Origin of the sequence: Nocardia amamiensis (assembly GCF_015477605.1) — a bacterium.
Classification (GTDB): domain Bacteria; phylum Actinomycetota; class Actinomycetes; order Mycobacteriales; family Mycobacteriaceae; genus Nocardia; species Nocardia amamiensis_A.
Window position 1 is genome coordinate 44,512 of sequence record NZ_JADLQX010000039.1, and the last position, 14,677, is coordinate 59,188.

Consider the following 14,677-nt stretch of genomic DNA (forward strand, 5'->3'; position numbering starts at 1 on the left):
CGATGAGCACAGCATCGCGAAGCGGCGGTGGTCGGGTGACGGGTGGGCGCACCGCCACGACGGACGGGCAGTCCCCTGCACCGCATCTTGCCGACAGCCACGATTTGATCCGCGTGCACGGCGCGCGCGTGAACAACCTCCAGGACGTCAGCATCGAGATCCCGAAGCGCAGGCTGACGGTCTTCACCGGCGTCTCCGGCTCGGGCAAGAGCTCGCTGGTGTTCGACACGATCGCCGCGGAGTCGCAGCGGCTCATCAACGAGACCTACAGCGCCTTCGTGCAGGGCTTCATGCCCACGCTGGCGCGCCCGGAGGTCGACGTACTCGACGGGCTGACCACCGCGATCATCGTCGACCAGCAGCGGATGGGCGCCGACCCGCGCTCCACGGTGGGCACCGCCACCGACGCCAACGCGATGCTGCGCATCCTTTTCAGCCGACTGGGCAAGCCGCACATCGGCCCACCCAGCGCGTACGCATTCAACGTCCCCTCGGTCCGGGCCACCGGTGCGATCACGGTCGAACGCGGTGCGGGCAAGACCAAGGCCGAGAAAGCGACTTTCACCCGTACCGGCGGCATGTGCACGCGCTGCGAAGGACGGGGCACGGTATCCGATATCGACCTCACCCAGCTCTACGACGACTCGAAGTCGATCACGGAGGGCGCCTTCACGATCCCGGGTTGGAAGTCCGACAGCTGGTGGACCGTGCGGCTCTACGCCGAGTCGGGGTTCCTCGACCCGAACAAGCCGATCCGCAAGTACACCAAGAAGGAGATGCACGACTTCCTCTACCGCGAGCCGACCAAGGTGAAGGTCGAGGGCGTGAACCTCACCTATGAGGGACTGATCCCCAAGATCCAGAAGTCGTTCCTCGCCAAGGACCGAGAGGCCATGCAGCCGCACATCCGGGCGTTCGTCGACCGGGCGGTCACCTTCCAGACCTGCCCCGAGTGCGACGGCACCCGGCTCAGCGAGGAGGCCAGATCGTCGACGATCAAGCGGATCAACATCGCCGATGCCTGCGCGATGCAGATCAGTGACCTCGCGGAATGGGTCAGCGGTCTCGACGAGCCGTCGGTGGCGCCGCTGCTCGCCGCGCTGCGGCACACCCTCGACTCGTTCGTGGAAATCGGGCTGGGCTACCTCTCGCTCGACCGGTCGTCGGGCACGCTGTCGGGCGGCGAAGCGCAGCGCGTCAAGATGATCCGCCACCTCGGCTCGTCGCTCACCGACGTCACCTACGTCTTCGACGAGCCGACCACGGGCATGCACCCCCATGACATCCAGCGGATGAACGACCTGCTGCTGCGGCTGCGCGACAAGGGCAACACGGTGCTCGTGGTGGAGCACAAGCCGGAGACGATCGCGATCGCCGACCACGTCGTCGACCTCGGCCCTGGCGCGGGTACGGCGGGCGGCACCGTGTGCTTCGAGGGCACTGTCGAGGGGCTGCGATCCAGCGGCACCATCACCGGCCACCATTTCGACGACCGGGCCGCCCTCAAGAAGACGGTGCGCAAATCCACCGGCACGCTGGAGATCCGGGGTGCGACGACCAACAACCTCCGGGAGGTCGACGTCGACATCCCGCTCGGGGTGCTCTGTGTCATCACCGGTGTCGCCGGCTCCGGCAAGAGCTCACTGATCCACGGTTCCATCCCCGCCTCGGCGGACGTGGTGTCGGTCGACCAATCGTCCATCCGCGGCTCGCGGCGGAGCAACCCGGCCACGTACACCGGTCTGCTCGAGCCGATCCGCAAGGCGTTCGCCAAGGCCAACGGCGTGAAACCGGCGCTGTTCAGCGCCAATTCCGAGGGCGCCTGCCCCACCTGCAACGGCGCCGGTGTCATCTACACCGACCTGGGGATGATGGCCGGCGTCACGACCACCTGTGAGGACTGCGAGGGCAAGCGGTTCCAGGCATCGGTGCTGGACTACCACCTCGGCGGCCGCGACATCAGCGAGGTGCTCGCGATGTCGGTGACCGAGGCCGAGGAGTTCTTCGGCTCCGGCGAGGCACGCACGCCGGCCGCGCACGCCATCCTCGATCGGCTCGCCGACGTGGGGCTCGGCTACCTCAGCCTGGGCCAGCCGCTCACGACGCTGTCCGGCGGCGAACGGCAGCGGCTGAAGCTGGCCACCCACATGGCCGAGAAGGGCGGCGTCTACGTCCTCGACGAGCCGACCGCAGGCCTGCACCTCGCCGACGTCGAGCAGCTGCTCGGCCTGCTCGACCGGCTCGTCGACTCCGGCAAGTCGGTCATCGTCATCGAGCACCACCAAGCGGTGATGGCGCACGCCGACTGGATTATCGACCTCGGCCCAGGCGCCGGTCACGACGGCGGCCGGATCGTCTTCGAAGGCACACCCGCCGACCTCGTCGGCGCCCGCTCCACCCTCACGGGCGAGCATCTCGCGGCCTACGTCGGCGCCTGACCAGGCCCTCGCGAACACCGAGACGAGTTCCTCGGCGACGACGGAGCGACGTAGGATCCGCTATGTGACCCGGAAAGCCGACTCGGCGCAGCAGCTGCGTGATCTAGCGCTGTTGCGCCGCGTCCGCGATCGGATCGACCGCGAGTACGCGCAGCCGCTGGACGTCGAGGCGCTCGCCCGTGGCGTGCACATGTCGGCCGGGCACCTCAGCCGCCAGTTTCGGCTGGCCTACGGCGAGTCGCCGTACTCCTATCTGATGACGCGGCGCATCGAGCGCGCGATGGCGCTGCTGCGTCGCGGCGACCTCAGCGTCACCGAGGTCTGTTTCGCGGTCGGCTGCCAGTCGCTGGGCACCTTCAGCACTCGCTTCACCGAGTTGGTCGGTGTGCCGCCCAGCGTCTATCAGCGCGAGGCGGCGAACGCGACGGCGGGGATGCCGTCGTGCGTGGCGAAACAGGTGACCAGACCGATCAGGAATCGAGAAGCGCGCACCTCTTAGCCCCGTCTAGCGTGACTGCCATGGACATCACCATTCATTCGAGTTTCCTCCCGCAGGACGACCCGGAGGCGGCCCTGGCCTTCTATCGCGACACCCTCGGCTTCGAGGTCCGCAAAGACGTCGGTTACAGCGGGTTGCGCTGGATCACCGTCGGCCCGGTCGACCAGCCCGGAACTAATATCGTCCTGCATCCGCCGGGCGTCGACCCCGGTATCACCGACGACGAGCGCCGCACCATCACCGAGATGATGGCCAAGGGCACCTACGCCGCCATCCTCCTGGCCACCAAGGACCTCGACGGCACCTTCGAGCGGGTGCAGGCCAGCGACGCCGAGGTGGTCCAGGAGCCGACCGAGCAGCCGTACGGGGTTCGCGACTGCGCCTTCCGCGATCCCGCGGGCAACCTGGTCCGTATCCAGGAACTGAACTGAGCCGTCCGGCAACGCGGGATCGGAGGCCGCAGCTCGCTCTCTGTGGCCGCCGATCCGGCCCGCCTGATCGCCCTCGACACCATCGGCGGATCACATCTCGTCGGCCGTCGAGCGGCAAACCACTGGAGCACCGGATTTCGAGCCGTTCGCCGGTCGCCGCCCGGAGCCACGTCAGTACGGCTCCCGCGAGGTATCCGGTCGCATCCGACCGGCGTCGATCAACGTTTGGCGGGCCGCCTTCTTGCGTGGGCACTGATCGGCGCGGCATCCCCTGTGGCGCTGCATAATCCAGTGCGCTTCAGCAATACTCAGTTCATGGTCGGGTGCCTCGTGCGGCGACCCCGCCTGCCGCAGTTCGGCGTCGGGCTGCGCAGCTGGAATCCGTTCGGGTCGGCGTCCGGCGCGCCATTCGGCCTGCACGCGGTCGATGATCGCTTGCGCTGATGTGTCGTCCTGCTCGGCTTCTCGCCACCAGTTGAACGGCATCACATTTCACCCCTGCTGTGTGCTTGTCGTTGGGCGCACGCCACCCGGCGGGGTGATGGTCACCGGTGGCCGCTCACGGCTGGCGGTGCGTCCGATTCGAGAGGCAATGGCGGACGCGCCCGCCGGGTGGGTGCTGGCTCCAAGAGTCGCTCGAAAATCTCCGTCCGAGACCGGGGAATCGGCTACTGCGGGTCTACAGATCCGCCTACCATCCGCGTATGGGGACTGACGGCGGCTTGCCGCCGGACATCGGGGAACGTTTACGAGCCATCAGGCAGGCGGCAGGGCTCTCGTTGGCAGCGTTGGCGGCGCGGATACCGTTTTCGCGTAGCTACCTCGGCCATATCGAGACCGGCGCGCGCCCTGCATCGGCCGAGGTGGTCGCCGCTTACACGCGTGCCTGCGGCGAAGTGACATGCGATCCTGTCACACTCGTAAGCGTGTTGGGTAGAGCGGATGTCGACCGGCGGTCGTTCCTACGCACGTCCGTCTACAGTGCGGCGCTGTCCGCGACCGCGCTGGCATCGCAGTCGGACATGGCCCGGTTGATCCGAGTCGACGACTCCGCGCGAGTCGGCATGGCGGAAGTTCGAGCCGTACAGGGCATCACAGATGCATTCCTGCGGTTGGACGAGGTGAAGGGCGGCGGTATCGGCCGAACCGCTGTCGCCGAGTTCCTGAGCACCGATGTCGCATCGCTGCTGCGCTCGCGGTTCGCCGATTCCACTGTCCGGTCCGCCGCGTTCAGCGCTGCCGCTGAGCTGGCGTACTTGGCTGGTTTCAAAGCGCACGATGCCGGGGAAGATGGCATTGGGCAACGGTATTTCCTGTCTGCGTTGCGGCTCGCGGAGGAATCCGGAGTGCCGGGGCAAGACGGCTTCGTATTCCGCATTCTTGCCTTGCAGGGCAGCGATATTCGACAACGCAAGTTCAGCGTTGCGCTCGCCGAAGAATCGGTTCGCCGCGCTGCTGGTCACGTCGGGCTTGATGCGATGGCGTTGTTCACTGTCGCTGTAGCTCGCTGCCACGCAGAGTCTGGAAACAAAGCCGAAGCGATGGCCACGCTGCGGCAGGCTGAGCCGTATCTCAATCCGGAGATGACCGACGGGCAACCGCGCTGGATGTCGCTTTGGTGTCCGAACAAGGCAACCGTGGTCCACCAGGCCGCGAAGACGTTCCTGGCGGTGGGTGAACGAGCTGCTGCCGAACGGTTCTGCGAGTTGGCTACGTCCATTTGGAGCCCGCAGACACATGCGCGGGTATACGCGCTTACCGCCGCCGAAACAGGGCTTATCCGCTGGCAACTGGGTAACCATGCCGACGCGGTATCGATGTGGCGGCCTGCCCTGCCTATTCTGTCGACGGTGTCCTCGGATCGGGCGTCGAATGTTCTGCGAAAGGTGCGGAAGGCCGCACCGGAACTGTTTGCCAGCACGCCAGCGTGACAATGGGCGCCGCTGAGATCGAAGCTATCTTCGTGCAGCCGCGATGAGCCGCTTCTGACGATGCACGGTTTCCGTCTGCCCGGATCGGGCAACACGACCATCGTGTATGCCGACAGCGCGCGCCACCGGAGTTCCGTCATGGTCACGGAAGAGGACCTGCGCCGGCCGCTGACCGCGAGCGATTCGATCGCATGCCCGATCCTCGTGGAGGGGCGGCGGTGGGATTCGCCACAGCGGCATCGCGGCGATCGACGGCGAACGTGGGCATGGCGACTCCTCGAGACGGAAGGCGAGGCAGCGCAGTCTTGTTCGGAGGGAAGACGAAAAGGAGTTCGGTCTCTTGGAGGAAGTGCTACGCCCGCTCATTGTGGTCTCAGCAACGGTCGCGATCACTATTACCGCTGGCCTGCTGATGGATCGGATGCTGCGTTACAGCGCACGGAGACGACCCGGTACTCATCTGCCCACGCTGCTTCGTCGCTTGCAGTTGCCCATGCAGATATTGCTCGGCTCGGTGGCATTGCATGCCACCTATCCCTTGGCGCAGCTCGATTTGCGCCAGGACACGATGATCCGAACCGTCTTGGCCACGACGGCGATCATCTCGGCGGTGTGGCTGGTGACCCGCGCTGCCGACGCCGTAGCGGAGAGCCTGTTGCGCTCCTATGCCGGACGTACCCGGGAAGTCGCGCGGGTGCGGCAGTTGCGCACCCAGCTGGGCCTGGTGCGCCGCATCGTGACATCGGTGCTGGTTGTCACGACCGCCGCCGTGGCAATCCTGCTGCTGTTTCCGAGCCTGCGGACGCTGGGTACGTCATTGCTGGCTTCCGCTGGCGTGATCGGGATCATCGCCGGCGTCGCCGCTCAGTCGACGCTGAGCAATCTCATAGCCGGGTTGCAGATCGCTTTCGGTGACTCGGTCAAGATCGGGGATACCGTCGTCGTGGAGGGGGAGTGGGGCACAGTCGAGGAGATCACGCTCGCGTTTCTCACCGTGCGGATCTGGGACGACCGCAGGCTGACGATGCCGGTCTCCTACTTCAACAGCAAACCGTATGAGAACTGGTCGCGCGGCGGCCCGCAGATCACCGGCACGGTGTTCTTGTACTTGGATCACAGCACGCCGGTACCGCTGCTGCGTGAGCACTTGCACGAGTATCTCCGCGAGCGCGCGGATTGGGACGGCCGCGACTGGAATCTGGTGGTCACCGACAGCACGCCGACGAATATCGTGGTGCGTGCGACGATGTCGGCAGCCAACGCGGACGACGCCTGGGACCTGCGCTGCGCGGTCCGCGAGGAACTGCTCGACTGGCTCGGCCGACACCACCCGCACGCACTGCCGAAGATCCCGACCGCGATCATCGACTCTGCCACCGGCGACCGCAAGATGGCGCTGGCCGCCGACCGTTCCAGCGAGGAACGCAACGGTTTCGGCGACTGACCTAGGCGGGCCGGGGCGCTGAATCAGACGCCACGACGAACGAGTACCGGGTGAGATCGGGTCCATGGGGATTGAAAGGATCTCGACGGCACCTTCGATCGGGTGCAGGCCTCCGTCGACGCCGAGGTGGTCAAAGAGCCGACCGAGCAGCCGTACGGGATTCGCGACTGCGCCTTCCGTGATCCCGCGGGCAACCTGGTCCGTATCCAGGAGCTGCGCTGAGCCGTCGGCAATGCGGCCATGACCTTCGCGACGCTACCGGCCCGGCCTGACTGAGCACGCTCGGCGCTCCTAGCCGAGTCACCATGCGCCGGGTCACATCTGGTCGGCCGTCGACTCGGAAGCCAGGTGCAGCACCGGGTTTCGGGCGGTTCGGCGGTAGCCGCCCGGAGCGGTGCCGAACTCGCGCTTGAACGCTTTGGCAAAAGCGAACTCGGAGGTGTAACCGGCGCGGGTGGCGATCGCGGCGAGCGGCTCGTCGGTGTCGCGCAATGCGCGGGCCGCCGTGGTCATCCGCCACCAGGTCACGTACGCCAGCGGCGACCGACCGACAAGCTGGGCGAACCGTTTGGCGAACGCGGCGCGAGACAGCCGCGCCCGCCCGGCCAGTTCCTCGACCGTCCACGGGTGCGCCAGATCGTCGTGAATGTCTCGCAGCGCCACCGAAATCGACGCATCGGCGAGCGCCGCCGCCCAGCCGGTCGAGCCGTGGTGGGCCTGCTCGTCGTACCAGGCGCGCAGGAGGTACAGCAGCAATGTGTCCAGCAAGCTGGGCACGATGACGTCGGTGCCGTAGCCCGGCCGCTCCAACTCCGCGCCGAGTAGCTCGGTCGCGGCCCGCAGATCCGGATGCCGCCCCACCCGAGCCGGCAGGTGGATGAACTCGGGTAACTCGGTGAGCAGCGGGTGCGGCATCGACTGGTCCATCAGGTAGGCACCGCACAGCATGATGACCTCCGCGTCCTCCGCATCCTCGCCCGCTGCCGGGGCGGTGAGCGTTTCCCGCGTCGTCAGCCGGGCAGCAGTCTTCGGCGAGTCGGCCAGGACGTGCTCGGCCGCGCTCGGGCGCAGGAGCACCACGTCCCCGACGCCGAGCGGAATCGGTTCCGCTCCGGAACGCAGCAGCCAGCACGAGCCCTGGAGCACCACGTGGAAACCGGCCCCGGGAGCGGACTCGAACCTCGAAGCCCACGGCGCTCGCTTGCGCGTCAGGTTGGAATGCGGTCGACCCGTTCGCATCGCCACGATCACATCGCTGAGCACGTCCATCAGGCAACGCTATCGCACGAGGTGTGCGGTAGACGATCAGACATAAATTGAGGATTTCTCGACATTGTTCGTATTCCTCAGTGTTCATATGGTCATTCATGTCAACCACCTGAAGACGAAGGAACCGACATGAGAATCGCCGTCTACGGCGCCAGCGGGCACACCGGAAGGCTCATCCTCGCCGATCTTCGCCGACGCGGCATCAGTCCGCTGCTGGTCGGCAGGGACGCCGACCGGTTGCGTGCGGCCGCAACCGAGTCCGGCCTGCCGGATGCCGCCATCCACGTCGCCCAGCTCGACGATCAGGCACTGGCACAGGCGTTCCGCGACGTCGACGTCGTGATCAACGCTGTGGCGCCATTCATCGAGTTCGGCGAGCCGGTGGTGCGTGCGGCCATCGCGGCCGGTGCGCACTACGTCGACATCAGTGGGGAACAGGCGCACATCAAGCGGGTCTTCGACACCTACTCCGAGCCCGCCCGGCAGGCGGGCGTGACGGTGGTGCCGATGGTCAACGACGGAGGTTTCCTCGGTGACCTGATCAGCTCGCTGGCCGCCGCGCGGGTCGAACGCCCCGAGCACGTGACGCTCGCACACCGGATCACCGGCGGCACCGGGATATCCCGTGGCAGCGGCCGGACCGCGGTCGCCAACGCCGACACATTCGTCTCCGGCGGCGAGATCTACACCAGGGACGACTGGCGGACCGGAACACCGGCACGAACGACCAAGGTGACCTTCCCTGGCGACTCGCAGCCCTCGGAGGTAGTGAAGTTCGCTCTGAGCGAGGTGGTCACGGTGCCGCGGCATGTGCCAGCCGACCACGTCGAAGGGGTCGCCGACGCCGAGATCGCGACACTGTTCCTCAACATCACCACCGAACTCGCCGAAGCCCTGCCCGAGTTCCCTCGAGACGACCCGGACAGCCCGGACCGGTTCCTGGTGTTGGCCGACGTCACCGGATCGGGTGGCACTGCCCGCGGCTACGTCGAGGGCACCAACACTTACCAGTTCACGGCAATCGCCGCGGCCGAAGCGGCGGTCCGGCTCGCCACCGATGGCGCTCAGCCCGGCGTGCTCGCGCCGAGCCAGGCGTTCGACCCAGCAGACATCCTGGAAGCTCTTGCGGCGCATGGAATTCGCTGGTCGGTGGGGCCAACGCCATAGGCAGGGGCACGTGTCCCCACAGCCTGAGCGATTCGACAATCAGTGGCGGTGCGTCACGAGAACTGTCGGGTCGGGAGGCGTTGCTCCGGTGTGAGGGGGCACCGGAAAACCGATTGAGGCCGGATGCGCCGGTCCATAGGCTCGGCGCATGAACGGCGATTCCCGGCTGCTGAATGTGGTCGATGTCGAGGCGACGTGCTGGGAGGGCAAGGTGCCTGCGGGCGCCGTCAGCGAGATAATCGAGATCGGTTTGACCGTCGTCGATCTCGACGCGGCCGCTCGGATTGCCAAACACCGCATCCTGGTGCGGCCGACCCGCTCCACGGTCAGCGAGTTCTGCACCGAACTCACCGGACTCACTCAGGCCGAAGTCGATACCGGTATGGAGTTCGCCGACGCGTGCCGCCTACTGGCGAGCGAGCACCAGGCCGGAGTTCGGCCGTGGGCCAGCTGGGGCGACTACGACCGCAAACAGTTCGAACGGCAGTGCGCCGCCACCGAGGTCGAATATCCCTTCGGACGACGCCATACGAATGCCAAGCAGGTATTTTCCGAGGCGTACGGACTGAACCGCCGCCAGGGCATGGCGAGCGCACTCCACATTGCCGGGCTGCCCTTGGAGGGCCGTCACCATCGCGGCGAGGACGACGCCTGGAATATCGCCGCTCTCGTCTTGGACCTCATCGGACGAGACGGCTGGCGAACCACCTCGGGCGGATGACGAACCAGTCGCATGACGTGCCCCGGCAGCTCGCGCGGGCGGACGACGCGGTCACGGCGAGAGGGTGGCCGACCCGGCTACCAGCACCTCGACGTGCCTACCGCCGGCCTGAAACGCGTGCGGACTTGGTTTCCGCGATGATCGCGGCTCCCATCCAGCGGCGCAGATATCGCCGTAGCTCATCGTCGCTCCGTGGTGGGTTACCCGGAGAGATGAAGAACGACTGCATGGTGCGCAGGACGTATTCGACGAGCTCGTGCAGAGATGCGTCGTCGTACCCGTAGTTCTCCCAGTCGACGTCGAAGCGTCTGATCATCGTCATTCCGAAGGCCCGCGCCTCTTGGGAGGTGAGGCCTTCGGGATGGGCGTTCGAGTACGTGCCGGTGAGCAGAATGCCCAGATGCGGCGTTCGGCGCACCTCGGTGAGCGTGTAGACCACGCCCTCGGTCATCGCTTCGACCGGGTCTTCGATACCGCTCACGTGCTCGGTCAGCCGGTCGAGAAATCCATCGACGGACGCGATCGCCGCGGCCTTCATCAGAGCGCCGGCACTGGGAAAGTAGCGGTACACCGTCTGACGGATGACGCCCAGGGACTCCGCGACGTCGGCGATGCTGATTTCCGCACCCGTTCGTCCGATCAGTTCCACCGCGGCGGCAACAATCCGACGGGACGCCTCCTCGTCGTTGCCGGGCGGACTCCCGCCCCACCCGCGCCTTCCTGCCACTGTCCCGCTTCCTCGGCTCCACCCATCTCGGTCGCACGCAGCCCTCCGCGTGGAAAGGCCCGCCGACTATCCGGATCAGGGCCCGACCGTACCAGAGGGCGGTCTGGTGGCCGGTCATGCGAGTCGAGCGGCGACCACGAATCTGATCATACACAAGCTCGCCTTTGTGTATGATCAGCCCATCATGGCTGCGGCGTACCCCGAACAAGGCCGCCGACCAGCCCACTTCCGTACAACGAGGTATCGCAAAGTGACCGATCTTCATGTCCGAAAGATGAGTTTCGCGTTCGCGGACTACGACGTGCCCTTCCTCTGGAACCCAGCGAATCCGGCCTTCTCGAGCATGGCCAACGCGGTCTCGTTCCTGGCGATCGGCTTCGAAAAGATGATCGTGAAGATGATTCTGCAAACCAAGCCGCTGATCACCGACGCCGCGGTCGCCGAGGAGGCGGATGCGTTCATGCGTCAGGAAGGACAGCACTCGGCCGCGCATCGCCAACACGTCAAGGCCCTGATCAAGCGGTACCCAGGGCTGCAGGAGACGCTCGACGAAGTGATCGGCGAGTTCGACCGGCTCACCAGGGAGACCTCGCTGAACTACCGGCTCGCCTACACCGCCGACTTGGAGGCGACCTTCACCCCGGTGTTCAAGCTGATGCTGGACAACGATTCGACTCTCTTCCGTCCCGGAGACGACCGGGTCGCGTCACTGTTCATCTGGCACTTCGTCGAGGAAGTGGAGCATCGAAGTTCCGCGCTCATCATCTTCGATTCCGTTGTCGGCAGCGATCTCTACCGGATGCGCGTGGCTCCGTCCATATTCCGGCACGTCATGAAGGTCATCCGGATGGCGTGCGAAGGCTTCAACCAGCATGTCCCACTGGAAGATCGGAAGATCGATGCGCTCTCGATGTTCGCGTCCTACCGGCGTAAGCAGAGCCTGCGCAGGCGGTTACCGCTGCTCAGCGCGGAGGACCACGGCCCGATGGACCGCGCGTTCGACCATCTACCGCTCGGCGAGCAACTGACCGCGTTGGCCGGAATCGTCCGCAGCCAGTTGCCGAAACACAATCCCGCCCACGAAAAGCTGCCCGCACTCGCCGACGTGTGGTTCGAGCGCTACGACGCCGGCTACGACGTCACGCACTGGTACACCGCCGACGCGGCCGCATCGTAGGAGGACCGATGTCCGATCATTGCGCACCCACCTTCGAGCAGCTGGCGACGGCACTCGGCTTCTCCTGTCCGGAGGCCGGGGGAGTCGTCGAGGTCCGCAATCCGCTGGGGTTGGAGAACTGGACCCTGCCGGTCCTCGAGTTCACCATCGTGCTGGGCGCGGTGCTCGCACTCGTCTTCGCCATCGTGCGCCTGCGCCGGAACGGCGATCCCACCAACCTGGTGCTGTGGTTCGGCGCCACCGCATACCTGTTCATCATCGAACCACCGCTGTACTTTCCCGCGGCTTTCGGCATCGAAGACCACGTGGACACGATGTTCGCGCACAACGTGTTCACCGTGGAATTCCTGTGGGGCCGGCTCCCGCTGTACATCATCGCGATCTACCCGCTGATGGCCACGCTGGCGTTTGAAATCGTAAGAACGCTCGGCGTTTTCCGACAGCACGGCGTGCTCGTAGGCGCAGTCTGCGTAGGCTTCGTGCACCACGCGTTCTACGAGATCTTCGACCATCTCGGACCGCAGCTGAGATGGTGGGAATGGTCGACCGCGAACCCGCTCAACCAACCCATGTTCGATTCGGTCCCACTGCCCAGCGTGGTCGTGTTCGCCGCTTTGTGGCCGATGTCGCTGGCACTCTGCGTCCAGTTCTTTGTCGGTCGCTACGTCGACGATGGCCGGCAATTCTCCGGTCTCGAGTTGCTCTGGCGCACAATCGTGATCGGTATCCTCGCGTCGCTGGGCACGTTCATCCTCCCGCTACCGGCCACAGTCTTCGGAATGGGGAGCACGACGGTCCGCGGAGTCCTCTACGCGGCGGAACTGGTCGTCGTCTCGCTGGTCGCGATTCCGATTCTGGCCCGTCAATGGTTGCGGCTGCGCCGGGAAACACCGGATGTTCCCCGATACACCAACAGCTTTGTCCGGTCCTACAGTGTCGTGTATCTGTGCGTCATGGCGTTGCTCTGGGTCACCGCGTTACCCGCGTTCTTCGGCGCAGTTGACGGACTCACAAGCGAGGGAGACCCCATTGGTAACCTCTGGTACACCCTGGCATGCTTCATTGTCGCAACTCTCTGTGTAATCGCCATATTCACGACGCAGCAAAGAAGTGCAGAAGAGAGCAGGAACCCTTCCACCAGAGAATCCCTGGCGACCGACACGGTATAAACCGGCAGACACGCCGCGGTGTCCCCGCGACGAGCCGAAGAATTTTCGGCGAGTCGGACTCTCACGAAAGCTCGTTGCGGGCGAGGAAATCGGTGAGCAGCCGCACGAGCGTTGCCGGTGCGTCGAGCGGAATGATGTGCCCGCAGCCGGGAATCACGTGATGGATCAGATCGTCGGCGATGGGGGCCAATTGCCGGGCCAGCGCGTCACCCACGGGATGGGCACCGACGGCCATCGTCGGCACAGTGAGCCGAGCGGCCGCAACGGCGTCGCTGATCTGCTGGGCGCTGGTGGGCATGGCACGGTAGTAGGAGAACGCACACCGCAGCGCCACGGGGTCGGCGTAGGCCTCTACGAAGGCGTCCCGAATCGACCCCGGCACGCCGCGACCGAGCGTGCCGACGGTAAGAAACCAGTCGATATAAGCAGATTCGTTACCGGCGAGAACTTCCTCGGCGAGGCCGGGCACCGCATGGAATCCGAACCACCATGGCGGCCCGCCCGCCAGGAAGTCCTCGGCGCCGGGCAACGCACCCAACAGCGATTCCATCAGCACCAGGCGCCGCACTCGCTCGGGCTGCCGCATGGCCAGCAGGAAGGCGGGCGGCGTGCCCGCGTCGATCCCGACCACCACCGCGGTCGGCTCGCCGAGCGCGTCCAGCAACCCTTCGGCATCGACGGCCAGATTCGCCGCGTCATAGCCATCGCTCGCTCTCGTGCTGGCCCCGAGGCCACGGAGGTCCGGAGCGATCACCCGATGCCGTTGCGCGAGCGGCCCGATCACCTCATGCCATAGCTGCCAGGTATGCGGGAACCCGTGCAACAACAGCACCGCGGGCCCGCGTCCAGCGATCGCGACATTGAGGTGAATGCCATTGGTCGCGATGCGGCGCAACGCGATATCGGAAGACGTGTATGTCATCACCTGGTCCTAGTCACTATTGGTTACCAGGTGACCGTAGGTAGGCTGTTCGGCGTTGCCAAGACCGCACGTTCGAATCAGGTGGTGAGCTCGGGGTGACTACCGGTCCCATGCGTAAGCCGGCCGAGGCACGCGGCGATCTGTTCGATCCGGCCTGCCCGACCCGGCGGCTGCTCGACCGCGTCGGCACGAAATGGGTCTCGATGGTGGTGAAACTGCTCGCCGAGGCCGCGCCGGACGAGGTGCGCTTCGCGGAGCTCCAGCGGCGCATGCCCGGTGTTTCGCAGAAGATGCTCTCCGTGACGCTGCGGAACCTGACCCGAGACGGACTGGTCGCACGCCGCGTCGAACCCACCGTGCCGCCGCGCGTGCACTATCGGCTCACCGATCTCGGCCTGTCCCTGGAAGTTCCGCTCGCGGCGCTGCGAGCGTGGGCCGAGGAACACATGGCCGAGATCGACCGCGCCAACTCGGCCTGGGACTCCCGAAGCTGACCCGGGGGGCAAAGTAACGTGCGGGTAGGCGTTTTCGGCAAGGTCTGCAAGAACAACTTGCCGAACGGGTCATCCCAGTTGTAGATCTGGCTGCCGAGCCCGAACAGCACACCCGGCCACGCAGGTCGGTCAGGATTTCGTCGGCCTCAGCCATGTGCGGATAAGACCATGTCTCACATGGCTGATTTTGCTTTCGCCAGCTTCTTGAAGCAGGTGAGCGTGGCCGCCAACGTCAGGAAGCCCAGATAGTGAGTTCCTTTGCGGTCGTAGCGGATTGTGAGCCGGTGG

Annotated in this window: 14 protein-coding genes and 1 pseudogene; 11 read left to right on the forward strand and 4 right to left on the reverse strand. The window is 65.8% G+C overall.

Going from position 1 to position 14,677, the window contains the following annotated elements; all coding sequences use genetic code 11:
* The first annotated feature begins 2 nt into the window (after positions 1–2).
* The 3 genes from IU459_RS32530 (at position 3) to IU459_RS32540 (ending at position 3,368) form a co-directional block, all read left to right on the forward strand.
* A complete protein-coding gene (locus IU459_RS32530) occupies positions 3–2,438 on the forward strand; it encodes an ATP-binding cassette domain-containing protein (protein ID WP_195133420.1) in 2,436 nt (811 codons plus the stop codon).
* Between the two features lie 64 nt (positions 2,439–2,502).
* Positions 2,503–2,937 carry a helix-turn-helix transcriptional regulator gene (locus IU459_RS32535; protein WP_195133421.1) on the forward strand — a complete coding sequence of 145 codons (435 nt, stop codon included), beginning with the start codon at positions 2,503–2,505 and terminating at the stop codon, positions 2,935–2,937.
* 20 nt (positions 2,938–2,957) lie between these two features.
* Positions 2,958–3,368 (forward strand): VOC family protein, encoded by a 411-nt coding sequence (locus IU459_RS32540; protein ID WP_195133422.1) that lies wholly within the window; start codon positions 2,958–2,960, stop codon positions 3,366–3,368.
* A 171-nt stretch (positions 3,369–3,539) separates the two neighbouring features.
* On the opposite strand, the gene IU459_RS32545 is transcribed toward IU459_RS32540, so the two are convergent.
* The gene (locus IU459_RS32545) at positions 3,540–3,854 is read right to left on the reverse strand and encodes a hypothetical protein (protein ID WP_195133423.1); all 315 of its coding nucleotides are present in this window, start codon (positions 3,852–3,854) and stop codon (positions 3,540–3,542) included.
* Positions 3,855–4,072: 218 nt separating this feature from the next.
* On the opposite strand from IU459_RS32545, the gene IU459_RS32550 reads away from it, so the two are divergent.
* From IU459_RS32550 to IU459_RS32560, 3 genes and pseudogenes are all read left to right on the forward strand, one after another.
* Positions 4,073–5,299: a helix-turn-helix domain-containing protein gene (locus IU459_RS32550; RefSeq protein ID WP_195133424.1), complete on the forward strand. Its 1,227-nt coding sequence runs from the start codon at positions 4,073–4,075 to the stop codon at positions 5,297–5,299.
* A 349-nt stretch (positions 5,300–5,648) separates the two neighbouring features.
* On the forward strand, positions 5,649–6,743 hold the full coding sequence (locus IU459_RS32555) for a mechanosensitive ion channel family protein (protein ID WP_324199115.1): 1,095 nt from the start codon (positions 5,649–5,651) through the stop codon (positions 6,741–6,743).
* Between the two features lie 75 nt (positions 6,744–6,818).
* Positions 6,819–6,965, forward strand: a pseudogene (locus tag IU459_RS32560) (VOC family protein); the annotation flags it as partial.
* A gap of 93 nt (positions 6,966–7,058) precedes the next feature.
* Here the strand turns inward: IU459_RS32560 and IU459_RS32565 are convergent.
* Positions 7,059–8,012 carry an AraC family transcriptional regulator gene (locus IU459_RS32565; protein WP_195133426.1) on the reverse strand — a complete coding sequence of 318 codons (954 nt, stop codon included), beginning with the start codon at positions 8,010–8,012 and terminating at the stop codon, positions 7,059–7,061.
* Between the two features lie 129 nt (positions 8,013–8,141).
* On the opposite strand from IU459_RS32565, the gene IU459_RS32570 reads away from it, so the two are divergent.
* A complete protein-coding gene (locus tag IU459_RS32570; RefSeq protein ID WP_195133427.1) occupies positions 8,142–9,179 on the forward strand; it encodes a saccharopine dehydrogenase family protein in 1,038 nt (345 codons plus the stop codon).
* A 148-nt stretch (positions 9,180–9,327) separates the two neighbouring features.
* Positions 9,328–9,900, forward strand: a complete 573-nt coding sequence (locus IU459_RS32575) for a 3'-5' exonuclease (protein ID WP_195133428.1) — start codon at positions 9,328–9,330, stop codon at positions 9,898–9,900.
* A 97-nt stretch (positions 9,901–9,997) separates the two neighbouring features.
* On the opposite strand, the gene IU459_RS32580 is transcribed toward IU459_RS32575, so the two are convergent.
* Positions 9,998–10,627, reverse strand: coding sequence for a TetR/AcrR family transcriptional regulator (locus IU459_RS32580; RefSeq protein WP_195133429.1), 630 nt, complete (start codon positions 10,625–10,627; stop codon positions 9,998–10,000).
* Between the two features lie 250 nt (positions 10,628–10,877).
* Here IU459_RS32580 and IU459_RS32585 point away from each other — a divergent pair, with 250 nt between their 5' ends.
* On the forward strand, positions 10,878–11,804 hold the full coding sequence (locus IU459_RS32585) for a metal-dependent hydrolase (RefSeq protein ID WP_195133430.1): 927 nt from the start codon (positions 10,878–10,880) through the stop codon (positions 11,802–11,804).
* A gap of 8 nt (positions 11,805–11,812) precedes the next feature.
* Complete coding sequence (locus IU459_RS32590) at positions 11,813–12,973, forward strand: hypothetical protein (RefSeq protein WP_195133431.1); 1,161 nt, start codon at positions 11,813–11,815, stop codon at positions 12,971–12,973.
* Positions 12,974–13,034: 61 nt separating this feature from the next.
* Here IU459_RS32590 and IU459_RS32595 read toward each other — a convergent pair whose 3' ends face one another.
* The gene (locus tag IU459_RS32595; RefSeq protein WP_195133432.1) at positions 13,035–13,895 is read right to left on the reverse strand and encodes an alpha/beta fold hydrolase; all 861 of its coding nucleotides are present in this window, start codon (positions 13,893–13,895) and stop codon (positions 13,035–13,037) included.
* Positions 13,896–13,990: 95 nt separating this feature from the next.
* Here IU459_RS32595 and IU459_RS32600 point away from each other — a divergent pair, with 95 nt between their 5' ends.
* Complete coding sequence (locus tag IU459_RS32600) at positions 13,991–14,389, forward strand: winged helix-turn-helix transcriptional regulator (RefSeq protein WP_324199114.1); 399 nt, start codon at positions 13,991–13,993, stop codon at positions 14,387–14,389.
* The last annotated feature ends 288 nt before the right edge of the window (positions 14,390–14,677 follow it).